The organism is Microbacterium sp. K27, from assembly GCF_004794435.1.
Lineage (GTDB): Bacteria > Actinomycetota > Actinomycetes > Actinomycetales > Microbacteriaceae > Microbacterium > Microbacterium maritypicum_A.
On the sequence record NZ_SSDK01000029.1, the window covers coordinates 55,657 to 69,816 of the forward strand.

Here is a 14,160-nt window from a genome sequence, read left to right on the forward strand (position 1 = left end):
ACTAGGAGTTGTAGTCGGCGTTGTACCTGTCGAGCACCTCGGTGATCGGTGCGTCCAGGACCAGCGCACCCTTGTCGAGGTACAGCCCTCGAGTGCAGAAACGCCGGAGGTCGCGCTCGTTGTGACTCACGAAGAAGAGCGTGCGCCCCTCGGCCAGCAGCTCGTCGATCCGGGTGTAGCACTTCTCACGGAAGGCCTTGTCCCCGACCGCCAGCACCTCATCGACGAGCAGGATGGGTTCGTCGAGCTGCGACACGACGGCGAACGCGAGCCGCACCTTCATCCCGTTTGACAGGTGCTTGTACGGGGTGTCCTCGAATCCGGCGAGCTCGGCGAACTCGATGATGCCGTCGTAGCGGCGGGTGACCTCGTCGCGTGACATGCCGTGGAGGCCGGAGGTGAGACGGACGTTCTCTCGCACCGTGAGATCCCCGACGAATCCTCCGGTGATCTCGATGAGGGGAGCCACGCCGCCGTTGACGGCGACCGTCCCCTCGTCGGGCAGCAGCACCTTCGCGACCAGGCGGAGAAGGGTCGACTTGCCCTGACCGTTGCGCCCGACGACGCCGATGGACTCCCCGGGTTGCACCGAGAAGGAGACATCGCGCAGCGCCCAGAACTCACCCGGACGGGAGCGACGCGATGCCCCGGCGAAGAGATCCTTGAAACTGCGGTTTCCGCGTCTGTTACGACGGAAGTGGACGCCGAGCCCCCGCACTTCGATGGCCGCGCCCATCACAGCTCCTTCAGGACGGGTCGTTCCAGGCTCCGGAATGTCCAGATGCCCAGTCCGAGGACCAACAGACTCATGACGACGCTGATCGTCAGAGTGAACGGATTCCACTGATCAGGGAAGAACGGCATGCGATAGAGCATCATGATGCCCGCGAGGGGGTTGAAAGCTCCGAGGGTCTGGAAGATGCCGGGAAGATCGGTGACGTTGTAGATGATCGGCGTGGCGTAGAACATCGCCCGCAAGATCAGCGCCGTCGTGCGTTCGAGGTCGACGAAGAGCACGCAGAGCGGGGCGACGAGCAGGCCCAGGCCGACCAGGAGGATGGTCTGCAGAATCATCGCCACGGGCATCCACAGGATGCCCCAGCCGACATGCACGGTTCGTCCCGGGTCGAGCTCGACGAACAGGTTGACGACGATGAACAGCACGAGCACCGGCAGCGAGAACAGGTACTCGATGCCCTTGCTGAGCACAATGCGATTCACCCAGATGGAGCGCGGGATGGCGGTCGATCGCACCAGCCGCGCGTCTTTCTTGAATGCACGGGTGAAGTCCGAGACCGAGGCGTTGAACCACACCCAGGGCAGCAATGCGCTGATCAGGAAGATGATGTAGGGCTCTTCACCGACGTCGCGCTTGAAGACCTGGGTGAACACGAACCAGTAGATCGCGCTCATGACGAGGGGATCGAGCACCGACCAGAGATAGCCGAGGAGGCTGGTCGAATAGCGGACCTTCAGGTCGCGGGACGACAACAGCCACAACGAATGCAGATATCGCCGGGGCGTCCCGGGCGCCCCGACAGCAGCGTGACTCACGATGTCGAGTCTACGAGAGACTGTTGTTCCACATCGACAGCGCCGAGCCGATGGCCATGTGCATGTCGAGGTACTGGTAGGTCCCCAGACGCCCGCCGAAGTGGACATCTGTCTCGCCCCGAGCGAGCTCTCGGTAGGCCAGGAGACCGCCACGGTCCGCGGCGGTGTTCACGGGGTAGTAGGGCTCATCCCCGCGTTCAGCGAACCGAGAGAACTCCCGCATGATCACCGTGCGGTCCGAGTCGTAGACGTCCCTGCGCTCCGGGTGGAAGTGCTTGAACTCGTGGATGCGGGTGTAGGGCACATCCATGTCGGGATAGTTCATGACGCTCGTGCCCTGGAAGTCCCCGACGTCGAGGACCTCCTGTTCGAAGTCCAAGGTCCGCCAGCTCAGCGCGCCTTCCGTATAGTCGAAATAGCGATCGACGGGACCGGTGTACACGATGGGAACCTGTCCGACCGTGTCCTTCTTGTTGAACGGCTGGGACTCGTCGAAGTAGTCCACATCCAGCTGCACGTCGATGTTCGGATGATCTGCCATCCGCTCGAGCCACGCGGTGTAGCCGTCGGTCGGGAGGCCCTCCCACGTGTCATTGAAGTAGCGGTTGTCGTAGGTGTAGCGCACGGGAAGGCGGCTGACGATATCACCGGACAGCTTCTGCGGGTCGGTCTGCCACTGCTTCGCCGTGTAGTCGCGGAAGAAGGCCTCGAACAACGGGCGCCCCACGAGAGCGATGCCCTTCTCCTCGAAGTTGGCGGCGGTCTTCGCATCGAACTCCCCCGCCTGCTCCCTGATCAGCGCACGCGCTTCGTCGGGCGTGTATGCGGACTGGAAGAATTGATTGATCGTGCCGAGATTCACCGGCATCGGAAACACAGTGCCCTTGTGGGTCGTGTAGACGCGGTGCACGTAGTTGGTGAACGACGTGAAGCGGTTGGCGTACTCCCACACCGTCGGGTTCGACGTGTGGAAGAGGTGCGCTCCATAGCGATGCACCTCGATGCCCGTCTCCGGCTCGGCCTCGCTGTAGGCGTTGCCACCGATGTGAGAGCGACGGTCGATGACCGTGACCTTGCGGCCGGCGTTCGCGGCGCGCTCGGCGATCGTCAGGCCGAAGAAGCCGGAGCCGACGATGAGGAGATCAGTGCTTCTCGCGCCCAATGCGCACCAGCCTTCCGCCGTCGCGCGCGGATTCGAGGGCGGACTCGACGACCTCGAGGGTGTGGACCGCCTCGCTCATCGTCGACAGTTCGCTGGGCTGGCCGAGGACAGCATCACGGAAGGCCTCGAGCTCCGCGCGGAGCGGTTCACGCCTCGCGAAGGCGAAGCGCGTCACATCACCTTCGGACACACCGCGGAACGTGGAGACCGAATCCCATTCGAACAACTCGGTCCCATTCGCGTGGAACGTGAGGTCCCCGGTGGCGGTGTCTGCGACGAAGGTGCCGCGCTCGCCCGTCACGAGAGTGACTCGCTCCTTCATGGGGCTGAGCCAGTTGATGAGGTGGTTGGTGATGATGCCGCTCTCGAGACGTCCCGTCATCGCGATCATGTCCTCGAACTCCCGACCGCTCTTGAACGCGGTCTGTGCGCTGATCGAGGAGTACACCGACTGAGCGACCCACGCCGTGAGGTCGATGTCATGGGTGCCCAGGTCCTTGGCCACACCCACATCGCCGATACGGGCTGGGAACGTGCTCTGGCGCCGGGTGGCGATCTGATAGACCGCTCCTGCATCCCCCTCGGAGAGTCGACGACGAAGCTGCTGGAGCGCAGGGTTGAAGCGTTCGACGTGGCCGACGGCACCGACGAGTCCGCGTGCTTCGAACTCCTCGCTCACGCGGTGCCCCGAGACGCTGTCGTCCGCGATCGGCTTCTCTACCAGCGTGTGCACGCCCGCATCCGCGAGAGCGAGAGCGGCTTCAGCATGGAACCTGGTCGGGATGGCGACGACGGCGATGTCGATACCGGCGGCGATCAGCTCCTGGACGTTCGCGAGGAGCGGGATTCCGCCAGCGACACGATACGGATCGCCACCGGGATCTGCGACCGCGACGAGTTCGACGCCCTCGATGTCGCGGAGGATGCGCGCGTGATGGCGCCCCATGGACCCCACGCCGAGGAGACCGGCCTTCAGCGCGGCCATCAGCTGCCGGCTCCGGCGAGAGCGTTCACCGCAGCGATGATCCGTTCGAGGTCGACTGCCGAGAGTGAGGGGTGCACCGGAAGCGAGACCGCCTCGCGGGCCGCCCGCTCGGTCTGCGGGAGGTCGAGGCCGGGCGCGTACTGCTCGAGAGAGGGAAGCCGGTGGTTGGGAATCGGATAGTAGACCCCGCTGCCGATCGAGTGCTCCTCCCTGAGCGCCTTCACGAATCCGTCCCGGTCGTCCTCGACACGGATCGTGTACTGGTGGTACACGTGCCTCGCGCCCTCGGCGATCGGGGGGACGGTGACGCCCTCGAGGTTGGCATCCAGGAACGCGGCGTTCGATCGACGCGTCTCGGTCCAGGCATCCACCTTCGTCAACTGCACGCGCCCGATCGCGGCGTGGATGTCGGTCATTCGTGCATTGAAGCCGATCAGCTCGTTCTCGTACTGACGTTCCATGCCCTGGTTCCGCAGCAGCCGCACACGGCGCGCGGTCTCCTCATCGGCGGTCACGACCATGCCGCCCTCGCCGCTGGTCATGTTCTTCGTCGGGTAGAGCGAGAACATCGTCATCGTGCCGAACGTGCCCACTGGGCGTCCGTTCAGCGCGGCGCCGTGCGCCTGTGCCGCATCTTCGTAGAGCGCGAGTCCGCGTCTCTGGGCGATCTCGACGAGTTCATTCATACGAGCGGGGTGACCGTAGAGGTGCACGGGAAGGATGCCACGGGTGCGATCGGTGACCGCCGCGTCGACGGCGGCGGGGTCCAGCGTGAACGTCTCGGGCTCGATGTCCGCGAAGACGGGCGTCGCCCCAGTGAGCGCCACCGCGTTGGCGGTGGCCGCGAAGGTGAAGGACGGGACGATGACCTCGTCGCCCGGGCCGACGCCGGCGGCGAGCAGGCCGAGGTGCAGACCCGAGGTGCCAGAGTTGACCGCGATGACGGGAAGTCCTTCCACGAAGTGGTCGGAGAACTCGCTTTCGAATGCCGCGACTTCGGGCCCCTGAGCCACCATGCCGCTCAGCAGCACGCGGTCGACGGCCGCTCGTTCCTCGTCGCCGATCAGCGGCTTCGCCGCGGGGATGAATTCCGTCATCGTTCCTCCAATGCGAGAACGCCATCCGTCTCGAGATAGCGGGAGCCGGTCGTCGGGCACACCCAGACGCCGGGTTCGGTTTCCGTGAGGGGCACGCCGGCCTTGCCGACCCATCCGACCCGACGCGCCGGCACTCCGACGACCAGCGCGAAATCAGGGACGTCTTTCACGACGACAGCGCCGGCCGCGACCGTTGCCCACGCGCCGATCGTGACCGGGGCCACACAGGTCGCACGCGCACCGATGGACGCGCCGTCTCCGATGACGACGCCGACGGGTTCCCAGTCGTGTGCGGACTTCAGCTGGCCGTCGGGGGTGACGGCGCGAGGATACGTGTCGTTCGTGAGAACCACCGCAGGTCCGATGAACACGCCGTGACCGAGCACGGCCGGCTCGTAGACGAGCGCGTAGTTCTGGACCTTGCAGTTGTCGCCCATGCGCACGCCCGTACCGATGTACGCACCGCGTCCGACGATGCAGTTCTCTCCAAGGATCGCGTTCTCTCGGACCTGCGCCAGATGCCAGATCGAGCTTCCGATTCCGATGACCGCATCCGGCGAGACATCAGCACTGTCGGCTATCCGAGTTCCGCCGGCGACAGGCACCGCAGGGTCAACGTGTGGAGAGGGTGTCACAAAGAAGAACCTTACCCTCCCCCGCCCGGGAACCTGTGTGAGCGCGCTGCCCGACAGCCGGCGCCCAGACCCGCCGAGTATCATTGCGGCGGCGCAGATACCGGTGCGCCCACGCGTCGCGCCCGCATGAGCGCGCGAACAAGGTCAGGAGTATCGGCAGATGGCTGAGAACGAATCGGCGATCGAACCGCGTCCAGAGGCACCGGGGATGCGCTCTCACGTTCGCACTCACGCGAAGGCCCTGATGGCTGTGGGCGTCGCCAGCGTGCTCGGCATCGTGGCCTCGTTCGCGTTCCAGCTCGTCAGCGCTCGATTCATCTCCCCCGCAGATCTCGGCCTCCTCGCGGCCTTCCTCGTGATCGTGAACGTCGCGGCGATCGGCAGCGCATCCCTTCAGAGCACCATCACCGTCCAGACGGCTCATGCTCTCTCCGCGTCGGAAGACACGCCCAGACGAGAACAGCACTGGCCGCTCGATGCGATCTTCCTCGGACTCGGAGGCGGCGCCGTCGTCGCGGTCCTGTCGCCGTGGCTCGCATCGACGCTCAACACCACGCCCCTCGTCATCCTGGCCGCCGCAGCGACGATTCCACTGAGCTTCGTCTTCGCCGACGCGATGGGACTGCTGCAAGGATCGGGCAAGGTCGCTCAGGCCGTCTGGTGGTCCACCTTCTCGCAGGTGGCCCGCGTGCTCTTCGCCGTTCTGGCGATCTCCGTCGGTACCGGTCTCGGCGGGATCATGGGGGCGGTTCTCGCGGCACTCGTCGTCGCTGTCGTCGGCGGCGTCTGGACAGCGAGAAAAGTGCCGCGGCCCCGGAACGGCGTCTTCACCTCGTCCGGGATCGCGATCGTGGTGCTCAGCGTCGCCTTCGCCTGGTTGACGAGCTCCGATGTGATCTTCCTCCGGGCCGGTGCCCCCGAAGATCTGGCAGGTTTCTACGCCTCGGCCATCGTGCTCGTGAAGACAGGGTTCCTGCTGCCCTCGACCCTCTCCCTCTATCTGCTCCCGCGCTTCGTCAAGCACCGCGACAACCCGGCGCTCTCCCGCATCGGAGTGCTCGCCACACTCGGGCTCTCCCTTGCGACGAGCATCGTGATGATCCTGGTGTTCCTCGTGCTCGGCGACTGGATCATCGGCCTCATCTACAAGCCCGACTACGCGCCGGCGGCGGACCTGCTCGTACCGACCGCGCTCGCGTATCTCCCCTGGATCGCCGCTCAAGGAATGATGATCAAGATGACCAGCTCGGCATCGCGAGGCGCAGCAGCCCTTCTCGTCGCCGCCGCCGTGGCACAGTGGATCGCCTTCACTCTCACGATCCCGAACCTGACCGCGATGCTGATCTCCTACGCGGCGATCGGCACGGTCGTGCTGGTCGCCTTCTTCGCGATCGACATGCGCAACGCACGGCGCCTCCGGCGCACGCTCGTCGCCTAGGGCTCAGACCGCGGGCTTCGCGAGGCCGCGAGAGATGAGATCTGCCACGATGATGTCGGATGGCGATGCCCCCGGGTCGACGTCGATGACCCGATAGTCGTCTGCGTTCGCCAGGAAATCGGCGACGGCCTTCTGCTCCCAGCCCGACAGGACCGCGCTGGTGCCGATACCCTCACGGCTCTCGGACACCTTACGGTGAACGAGGGTCGGAATGCCGAACACGGCGGCCTCCTGCTGGATTCCCCCGGAGTCGGTCACGACGAAGCTGGCCGAGCGCAGTGCGGCGACGAACTGGCTGTGCTCGAGTTTGGGCATCACCGTGAACTTCGTCAGACCGAGGTCACGGATCGTCTGCTCGATCGCGTCTCGCGAGTATGCATCGACGATGAGACGCAAGGGCAAAGGTGTGTTCGCATCCAACGTCTGCAGCGTTTCGGTCACCAGTGCCGCGTTGGAGATGAACTCGAAACGGTGCAGCAGGACCAGGCCGTAGGGTTCCGTCTCGGCGGCGGCGTCCCCCGCCGCATCCCGCACGGCATCCTTCGCCGTGTTCCCGTGCGTCAGCACGACATTGCGCTGCTTCGTGAGGTTTTCCGCTGCCTCTTCAGTGGGCACGTAGTGGATATCGGCGAAGCGCCCGACGATGCGTCGGTCGAGCTCCTCGGGGAACGGGTGTCGCCAGTTGCCGGAGCGCAGACCGGCCTCGACATGCGCGACCGGCACTTTGAGTCGACGTCCGATGAACGTTCCGAGCACCGTCGTCATGGTGTCACCGTGGACGATGACGACCGAGTCCGCAGGGAGTGTCTTGCGGATGCGGCGGATGTTACCGACCGACCAGCGGGCCACGTCGAACATCCACCCGAGCATCTGCACCGGAGACTTGAGGGGCTTGCCGCGGAAGCCGTTGGCGATCACTTCGGTCGGCGCGGGGAAGCCCAGCTCGGGCATCGCCTTTCGCAGCGACTCGGTGTGCTGCTGGGTCACCCAGTGCTGCACCGGGATCCCCTTGTCGGTCAAGCGGCGGACGACCGGGGCGATCTTGATCGCTTCGGCGGTCGTTCCGTAGATGAAGATGATCATTGATGCGCCTTTCCGGCAACGGGTCCCTGGGATCTCGATCGATCGAGGAAGGCGCCACGATGGACGACGATACCTCGGAGGAGGCCGCTCCAGAACGGGACGAGGAAGACCAGGATGTAGGTGACGTATGACAGCAGGGCCTGCGGCGGGCATCGATTGATCGCCGCGGGGATGAGTGGGGCGAGCAAGAGGAGCACCAGGACCGCGACGAGGGCGAGAGCCACGACTCCGCTCCCGGCGACGGCCAGCCACACGATCGCGGCGATCGCGAGGATCGGGCCGATCGCTGCGAGCAGCAGCACGATCGAGCGGACCGCCGAGGTGCCCGCATAGCTGTCGACGAACAGCGTCCCCCGGTCGAATGAATGCCGCACGAAGCCGCCGACTGTGGTCCGAGGACGGTACGTCGCAGAGAAGCCGGGATCGAGGCGGATTCCACCGTTTTGGGCTATCCACCGCAGGATCTTGGTGTCATCGGAGATGAGTTTGGCATCGCCCTCGGGCCAAGCCTGCGTGAACGCCGCGACGAGGACTTCCTTCCGGGCGAGGAAGGCGCCCGTCCCCTTCGGCGCAGAGTCGAAAGTGGCGGGCGTGAGGTCATACGGGCGAGGATCGCGCAGATACCGACCCCAGAACACGAATGTCGGGACCTCCCAGAAGCGGCCGACGAGAGGCGAGGCAGGGTCGGTGTGGACGTGAGCGTTCCACCCGGCCGGCTTCGGATCGGCGGCGACCGCGGAGAGAAGGTACGAGAGTGCGCCCGGTGCGATGATGACGCGCGAATCCAGGAGGAGGATGTGCTCCCCTCGTGCCCGCTCGATCCCGGCCCAGCGTGCGAGAAAGCGTCCACTGTTCTCTTGGCGCACCACCACGAGGTCCCCGGGGAAATCGGCGGCCAGCCGCTCGACGACACCGCCAGACCCGTCATCGCTGCCGTCGTCGACGACGATCACCTCGACGCCCGCATCGGCCTGGCGTACCGCGACGGCCAGAGCGTCGAGAGTCGACGGGAGCCATCGCGCCGAATTGTACGACGGGATGACAACGCTCACGCTCGTGTCACCAGCGAGCGTCATCGCACAGACCCTGCCGGTGATGGCGCCCGTGCAACGTCGGCGGTGCATCCAAGTGGCGGCCGGGCACGCAGATATGATGGGACACGGTAAACACGCACCACCCAACAATACCCGCGACTTTCTGTGCCACCGAAACAACTCGTCGGCAGCGTCGCTTCCCTGAACGAGGAGCCCCTCCGCGATGACCCGCCGGACTCGACAGATCGTTGCAGCAGTTCTCGCCCCCCTCGCGCTGCTTGTCGCGTTGCTCGCCTGGGGAGTCTCCTCCCCTCCGGGTTCGAGCCCGGACGAGGACTACCATATGGGCAGCATCTGGTGCGCGTCCGGTCCCGTCGATGGACAGTGCGAGCTGACCGAGGATGCGACGACCCGTGAGCTCCCTGGCGATGTCGTCAAAGCCGCTGCCTGCTTCGCCTTCCACTCCGGCCAGGCGGCGACTTGCCCGCTCGACGAGACGAACATGGAGCCGACCACCCGCGGTAACTGGCTGGACAACGGCTACCCGCCTGTCTTCTACGCGGTCATGACCACCTTCGTCGGACCGGACCTCTCGGTGTCCATCATCCTCATGCGTTCCATCAACGCTCTGCTCTTCGTCGGCGTCCTGACGGCCCTCTTCTTCCTCTTGCCGTGGCGAATGAGGCACCTCGTGGTGTGGGGCTCACTGGTCGCCCTGGTGCCGCTCGGCGTCTTCCTGATCCCCAGCGTGAATCCGAGTTCCTGGTCGATCATCCAGGCCTGCGGGTTGTGGCTGGCAACGTGGGGTTTCTTTGTGCAGACCGGGCGCAAGAAGATCGGTCTCGCGGCATTGGCCGTCCTGTTGATGGTCATCGGCGCTGGCGCGCGAAGCGACTCGGCCGCGTACGGTGTCCTCGCCGTTGCCGTCGCCATCGTGCTCGGCTGGCGTCGTGACAAGCGGTTCCTGCTCGAGCTCCTCCTGCCTGTCGCCCTCGTTATCATCGCGGCATCGCTGTTCCTGACCAGTGGGCAGTCCGGGGTCCTCACGGCCGAGACGGAGCGCGGAGCGCAGAGCCTCTACCAGCTGATCGTCGGTAACCTGCAGCTGCTCCCCCTCCTCTGGGCCGGCGCCCTCGGCTCCTGGGGCCTCGGCTGGTTCGACACGCCGATGCCGCCTCTTGTCTGGGTGACGTCGGTGTCGATGGTGGCCGGAGTGGTCTTCTGGGGCTTCAAGAAAGGCACTCCGCGCAAATGGCTCGCGCTGGCCGGAGTGGCAGCTGGTCTCATCGTGGTCCCGATGTACATCCTCGTTCGGGAGGGGGTAATGGTCGGAACCGGCGTGCAGCCGCGCTACGTGTACCCGATGATGATCATGTTCGTCGGAATCGCCCTTGTGGGCCTGCGTCGAGCGAACGTCTCGATGAGCCGAGTGCAGCTGATGATCGTCGTCGCCGGTCTGTCGGTGGCCAACAGCCTGGCGCTCAACATCAATATGCGCCGCTACATCACTGGGCTCGACAACCCCGGTTTGAACCTCGACCGCGATGCCGAATGGTGGTGGAATACGCCGATCTCACCCATGACGGTCTGGGTCGTCGGCTCTCTCGCCTTCGCCATCGCGCTGACGACCTTTGCGTGGGTCGCCTGGAGCAGTCGAAACCGCGCCGTCCTGCGCGTCATGGAAGAACCGGAGCTCGCCCGCGCGTGAAGGCGAACCCGGTGCGAGCGGCTTTCGGCCGAGGCCACGGAGTCGACACACCGTGATGACGCGGCACTGCGGAGAGACGGTGGAGCCGGCGATCATCACGGGGCCGACTGACGCGACGTTCCGCGTCAGTCGCGGATCTGATTCCCGCCAGTCGCGCCCTCGGCCCTGAGCGCGTCGACTTCCGCACGCAGGATCGCGACTTCTTCGGCCACTCGTCGCGTTTCGTCCTCTGCGGTGGAGAGCTCCCATGACTGGTGAAGGGTGACACCGACGAGGAGGGCGATCGCACCGACGAAGAGCAGGTTCGACGGCACCTGGACTCCGAGGACGTTCGACAGCCAGAAGAGCAGGTCCGGGAACACCGTGAGGATGAGCATCGCGACGCCGATGATGAGCCAGAGCACCGCATACTTTTCGCGGAGGCGCTTGCTCAGGAGCATCCAGACGATGATGGCCAGGATGAACAGGGCCGACGCGATACCGACGTAGACGATCATGCGGTGGCCTTTCGACGTCCGCGCATCAGCGCGAGCCCGAGTGCGAACACGGAACGGAACAGATAGATGGTGGAACCGATCGCACCCTGCGAAGGACGCCCGTGCACACGCGGGCGCATGGCGACGGGGACCTGCGTCACCGTGAGACCGGCATGAGCGCCGGCGACGAGCGAATCGATGGTGTCACCCAAGTACTCCGCCGGGTAGTAGCGGACGTATTGCGCGATCGCACGGGAGTTGGCCGCGCGGAAACCGCTGGTGACGTCGGTGAGCTTGGTACCTGCCACTCGTGAGACCACGGAGGCGAGGAAGAGCATCGCCCACTTGCGAGGCCCGCGGACCGCATAGTCACCGACCTCTGCGAACCGCGCGCCGATCGAGATGTCTGCCTTCTCAAGGCCTCCGAGAACCTCGGCGATGTTCGCGGGATTGTGCTGGCCGTCCGCGTCGACCTGAATCGCGCGCTCATATCCGTGCCGCTGGGCGTAGGTGTACCCCGTCTTCATCGCTCCACCGACGCCGAGGTTGAACGGCAGCGGGAGCACCGTGGCTCCGGCGGCCTTGGCGACCGCCACCGTGGCATCGGTCGATCCGTCATCCACCACGATCACGTCATATCGGTCGTCGGCATCGAGGATCTCCGCAACAGTGTGGCCGACGTTCTTCTCCTCGTTCCACGCGGGAACGATCACCAACACTCGTTCATTCACTTTCGCCACGGTTAGCCATCCTAATAGCGATGCCGTCGACGTCAGCGACGCCGATGGACTGTCCTGTTGTAGATCTGCACCTCGATCGCGCGCTGAAGATACAGCACCGCGCACAGCAGCCGCTGCCCGAGGCTCAACCGCTTCAGCCGCGCGCGTACCGCCGCGACATCTTCGGAGTAGATCGCGCGATCCCGCGCTGTCGTCGCGCTGCGGCGTTCGAAGCGGAGGGTCTTCAGACCCGAATATGCCCGGGCCGGGGTGATTCCCATGCGCAGCGCCGTGTCGAAAGAGGCCAGATGAGCATGGACGATGTCGGAGTAGTAGCGGGTCGACTTCACCGCGTGCGACACGCTGTCTCCACGCTGAAGCCAGTAGTAGAGCGCATCACTGCAGGACACGACCTTCGACATACGTTCATACAGCGTCATCGCGACGGCGACATCCTGAGCGTAGCGCCCATCAGGGAACCGGACCCCCTCGAACAGGTGCGACCGGTAGAGCTTCCCCCAGTTCGCTTCGCTGAAGTACTTGAGCTCCACTCGCAAGAGGCGACGCACGGCGACGGAGAACACCGTCTGGTAGGCCCTGGCCGCGTCGTGGAAGACGATCGACGTCCCGAACGGGTCATCGCTGTGCTTGGCCAGTTCGGCTTCTCCCTGGCTCGCCCCGATGTTCCGCCACCGACAGCAACTCATGTCGGCGCCTGTCGACTCGTTCAGGCCCACGAGGCGCTCCAGCATGCGCGGCGCCATGAGGTCATCGTTGTCGCAGAAGGTGATGAATTCTCCCGTCGCCAGATCGACACCCGCGTTCTGCGCGGAAGCGATGCCGCCGTTCGCCTGATGGCGCACGACGACACGGCGGTCTTCCAGAGCCAATGCGTCGCAGAGTGCTCCGGATTCGTCCGTCGATCCATCATCGATGAGAATGACCTCGATGTTCTCGTGAGTCTGCGCGAGGATAGAGCGGACGCACGGAAGCAGATGCACGCCCGAGTTGTAGACCGGCACGACGATCGAGACCAGCGGGCCTCGCGGGGTCTTCTCCGCATTCATGTGATGCGCACGGATGTCGCCACAGGACCGACGGAGAGAACATCGCCCAGGATCTCGAACTCCGCGCCGTTCATCAGGCCGTGCGAGGTCGGTTCGCTGATTCCCGACGCGTTCACGTTGATCGAGTAATGCCCCGGGCTGAGCCCGTCCGTCGTGAAGGTGATCGACACGTCGCGAGATGCCGTGAGCGGCGCGAGCTCGATGTCGAGCATGTCGGTGTTCGATGCGAGTGCGATCTGCCCCAGCGACGAATCGACGCTGAACCCGATCGCCCAGCGCTCGATCGGTCGAAGCATCTCGACGTCGACGCGCAGGTTGACGTCGTCACCCGCCCGGAGCTGGGCGATGTCCGTGCCGCTCTTCCCGAGGATCTCGATGGAGCGGATCTCGAGTGCGCGGGAGATCTGATCCGGTCGCGCCTGTCCGACGGCGTTCTCCGCGAGAAGTTCGCGGAACCGCTCGATCGCCGTCACCGGGATCCCGTCGTAGACGAGCTTGCCCTTGTCCATGACGACGACACGGTCGCAGAGCGAGGAGATCTGGTCCAAGGCATGGCTCACGATGATGATCGTGCGGCCCTCGGTCTGGAACTCGCGGATCTTCGCGAGACACTTCTCCTGGAACTGCTCATCGCCGACGGCGAGTACCTCATCGACGAGCAGGATGTCCGGGTCCGTGTGCACGGCGATCGCGAACGCCAGCCGGACATACATGCCGGAGGAGTAGAACTTCACCTGTGTGTCGATGAAATCGCCGACGCCGGAGAACTCGAGGATCGCGGCGAACTGCTCCTCCACCTCTTCTCTGCTGAGGCCAAGAACCGAACCGTTCAGGAAGACGTTCTCCCGGCCCGTCAGGTCGGGATGGAAGCCAGCGCCGAGCTCGAGAAGAGCGGCCACGCGCCCGCGCTGCTCGACGGTTCCCTCTGTCGGCTGGATGATGCCACCCAGCACCTTGAGCAGTGTGCTCTTGCCCGAACCGTTGTGGCCGATCAGGCCGATCGTCGTGCCGGCGCTGATACCGAGGCTGACGTCACTCAAGCCCCAGAAATCCTGACGATGCTGTCTCCCGGCGCGACCGAGGGTGACGACTCGCTCTTTGAGCGAGGAGTCCTTTCGCACCGTGAAGCGCTTGGACACGTTGGCGACCCGGATCACCTCGGGTGCGGGCACATCGAAGACGTGTGTCGTGCTTTCTGTCAT

General features: G+C 65.1%; 14 protein-coding genes. 2 read left to right on the plus strand and 12 right to left on the minus strand.

What is annotated here, in order from left to right; genetic code table 11:
* Nucleotide 1: 1 nt before the first annotated feature.
* The 6 genes from DW307_RS02630 to DW307_RS02655 are packed head-to-tail and all read right to left on the minus strand — an operon-like array spanning nt 2 to nt 5,403.
* Nucleotides 2-736: an ABC transporter ATP-binding protein gene (locus DW307_RS02630; protein WP_029258271.1), complete on the minus strand. Its 735-nt coding sequence runs from the start codon at nt 734-736 to the stop codon at nt 2-4.
* The gene (locus tag DW307_RS02635) at nt 736-1,554 is read right to left on the minus strand and encodes an ABC transporter permease (protein WP_029258272.1); all 819 of its coding nucleotides are present in this window, start codon (nt 1,552-1,554) and stop codon (nt 736-738) included. Before DW307_RS02635 ends, DW307_RS02630 begins: the two co-directional genes overlap by 1 nt.
* A gap of 10 nt (nt 1,555-1,564) precedes the next feature.
* Nucleotides 1,565-2,716, minus strand: a complete 1,152-nt coding sequence (gene glf, locus DW307_RS02640) for a UDP-galactopyranose mutase (protein WP_029258273.1) — start codon at nt 2,714-2,716, stop codon at nt 1,565-1,567.
* Complete coding sequence (locus tag DW307_RS02645; RefSeq protein ID WP_029258274.1) at nt 2,697-3,701, minus strand: Gfo/Idh/MocA family protein; 1,005 nt, start codon at nt 3,699-3,701, stop codon at nt 2,697-2,699. The genes glf and DW307_RS02645 overlap by 20 nt, the downstream gene beginning before the upstream one ends.
* Nucleotides 3,701-4,798, minus strand: coding sequence for a DegT/DnrJ/EryC1/StrS family aminotransferase (locus DW307_RS02650; protein WP_029258275.1), 1,098 nt, complete (start codon nt 4,796-4,798; stop codon nt 3,701-3,703). Before DW307_RS02650 ends, DW307_RS02645 begins: the two co-directional genes overlap by 1 nt.
* Entirely contained in the window at nt 4,795-5,403 is a 609-nt protein-coding gene (locus DW307_RS02655; RefSeq protein ID WP_029258276.1) for an acyltransferase, read from the minus strand. The genes DW307_RS02650 and DW307_RS02655 overlap by 4 nt, the downstream gene beginning before the upstream one ends.
* Before the next feature lie 190 nt (nt 5,404-5,593).
* Between DW307_RS02655 and DW307_RS02660 the strand changes: the two genes are divergently transcribed.
* Entirely contained in the window at nt 5,594-6,871 is a 1,278-nt protein-coding gene (locus DW307_RS02660) for a lipopolysaccharide biosynthesis protein (RefSeq protein WP_051668007.1), read from the plus strand.
* 3 nt (nt 6,872-6,874) lie between these two features.
* Here the strand turns inward: DW307_RS02660 and DW307_RS02665 are convergent, their stop codons facing one another.
* Together DW307_RS02665 and DW307_RS02670 are read right to left on the minus strand one after the other, a co-directional pair.
* Complete coding sequence (locus DW307_RS02665; protein WP_136023852.1) at nt 6,875-7,954, minus strand: UDP-N-acetylglucosamine 2-epimerase; 1,080 nt, start codon at nt 7,952-7,954, stop codon at nt 6,875-6,877.
* Nucleotides 7,951-9,030, minus strand: a complete 1,080-nt coding sequence (locus DW307_RS02670) for a glycosyltransferase (protein WP_051670920.1) — start codon at nt 9,028-9,030, stop codon at nt 7,951-7,953. Before DW307_RS02670 ends, DW307_RS02665 begins: the two co-directional genes overlap by 4 nt.
* A gap of 181 nt (nt 9,031-9,211) precedes the next feature.
* Here DW307_RS02670 and DW307_RS02675 point away from each other — a divergent pair, with 181 nt between their 5' ends.
* Nucleotides 9,212-10,696, plus strand: a complete 1,485-nt coding sequence (locus tag DW307_RS02675; RefSeq protein WP_029258280.1) for a DUF2142 domain-containing protein — start codon at nt 9,212-9,214, stop codon at nt 10,694-10,696.
* Between the two features lie 125 nt (nt 10,697-10,821).
* Here DW307_RS02675 and DW307_RS02680 read toward each other — a convergent pair whose 3' ends face one another.
* From DW307_RS02680 to DW307_RS02695, 4 genes are read right to left on the minus strand one after another with little or no spacing between them, the layout of a single operon-like run.
* Entirely contained in the window at nt 10,822-11,193 is a 372-nt protein-coding gene (locus DW307_RS02680; RefSeq protein ID WP_029258281.1) for a DUF2304 domain-containing protein, read from the minus strand.
* Nucleotides 11,190-11,912, minus strand: coding sequence for a glycosyltransferase family 2 protein (locus DW307_RS02685; RefSeq protein WP_231479881.1), 723 nt, complete (start codon nt 11,910-11,912; stop codon nt 11,190-11,192). The genes DW307_RS02680 and DW307_RS02685 overlap by 4 nt, the downstream gene beginning before the upstream one ends.
* Nucleotides 11,913-11,944: 32 nt before the next feature.
* On the minus strand, nt 11,945-12,958 hold the full coding sequence (locus DW307_RS02690; RefSeq protein WP_136023853.1) for a glycosyltransferase family 2 protein: 1,014 nt from the start codon (nt 12,956-12,958) through the stop codon (nt 11,945-11,947).
* The gene (locus DW307_RS02695; RefSeq protein WP_029258284.1) at nt 12,955-14,160 is read right to left on the minus strand and encodes an ABC transporter ATP-binding protein; all 1,206 of its coding nucleotides are present in this window, start codon (nt 14,158-14,160) and stop codon (nt 12,955-12,957) included. The genes DW307_RS02690 and DW307_RS02695 overlap by 4 nt, the downstream gene beginning before the upstream one ends.

Bases quoted from the DNA above. Each gene is read 5' to 3' on its own strand.
- DW307_RS02680 (WP_029258281.1), bottom strand. From the start codon at position 11,193: ATGATCGTCTACGTCGGTATCGCGTCGGCCCTGTTCATCCTGGCCATC.
- DW307_RS02650 (WP_029258275.1), bottom strand. From the start codon at position 4,798: ATGACGGAATTCATCCCCGCGGCGAAGCCGCTGATCGGCGACGAGGAA.
- DW307_RS02695 (WP_029258284.1), bottom strand. From the start codon at position 14,160: ATGACAGAAAGCACGACACACGTCTTCGATGTGCCCGCACCCGAGGTG.
- DW307_RS02690 (WP_136023853.1), bottom strand. From the start codon at position 12,958: ATGAATGCGGAGAAGACCCCGCGAGGCCCGCTGGTCTCGATCGTCGTG.
- DW307_RS02675 (WP_029258280.1), top strand. From the start codon at position 9,212: ATGACCCGCCGGACTCGACAGATCGTTGCAGCAGTTCTCGCCCCCCTC.
- DW307_RS02670 (WP_051670920.1), bottom strand. From the start codon at position 9,030: ATGACGCTCGCTGGTGACACGAGCGTGAGCGTTGTCATCCCGTCGTAC.
- DW307_RS02660 (WP_051668007.1), top strand. From the start codon at position 5,594: ATGGCTGAGAACGAATCGGCGATCGAACCGCGTCCAGAGGCACCGGGG.
- DW307_RS02630 (WP_029258271.1), bottom strand. From the start codon at position 736: ATGGGCGCGGCCATCGAAGTGCGGGGGCTCGGCGTCCACTTCCGTCGT.
- DW307_RS02645 (WP_029258274.1), bottom strand. From the start codon at position 3,701: ATGGCCGCGCTGAAGGCCGGTCTCCTCGGCGTGGGGTCCATGGGGCGC.
- DW307_RS02665 (WP_136023852.1), bottom strand. From the start codon at position 7,954: ATGATCATCTTCATCTACGGAACGACCGCCGAAGCGATCAAGATCGCC.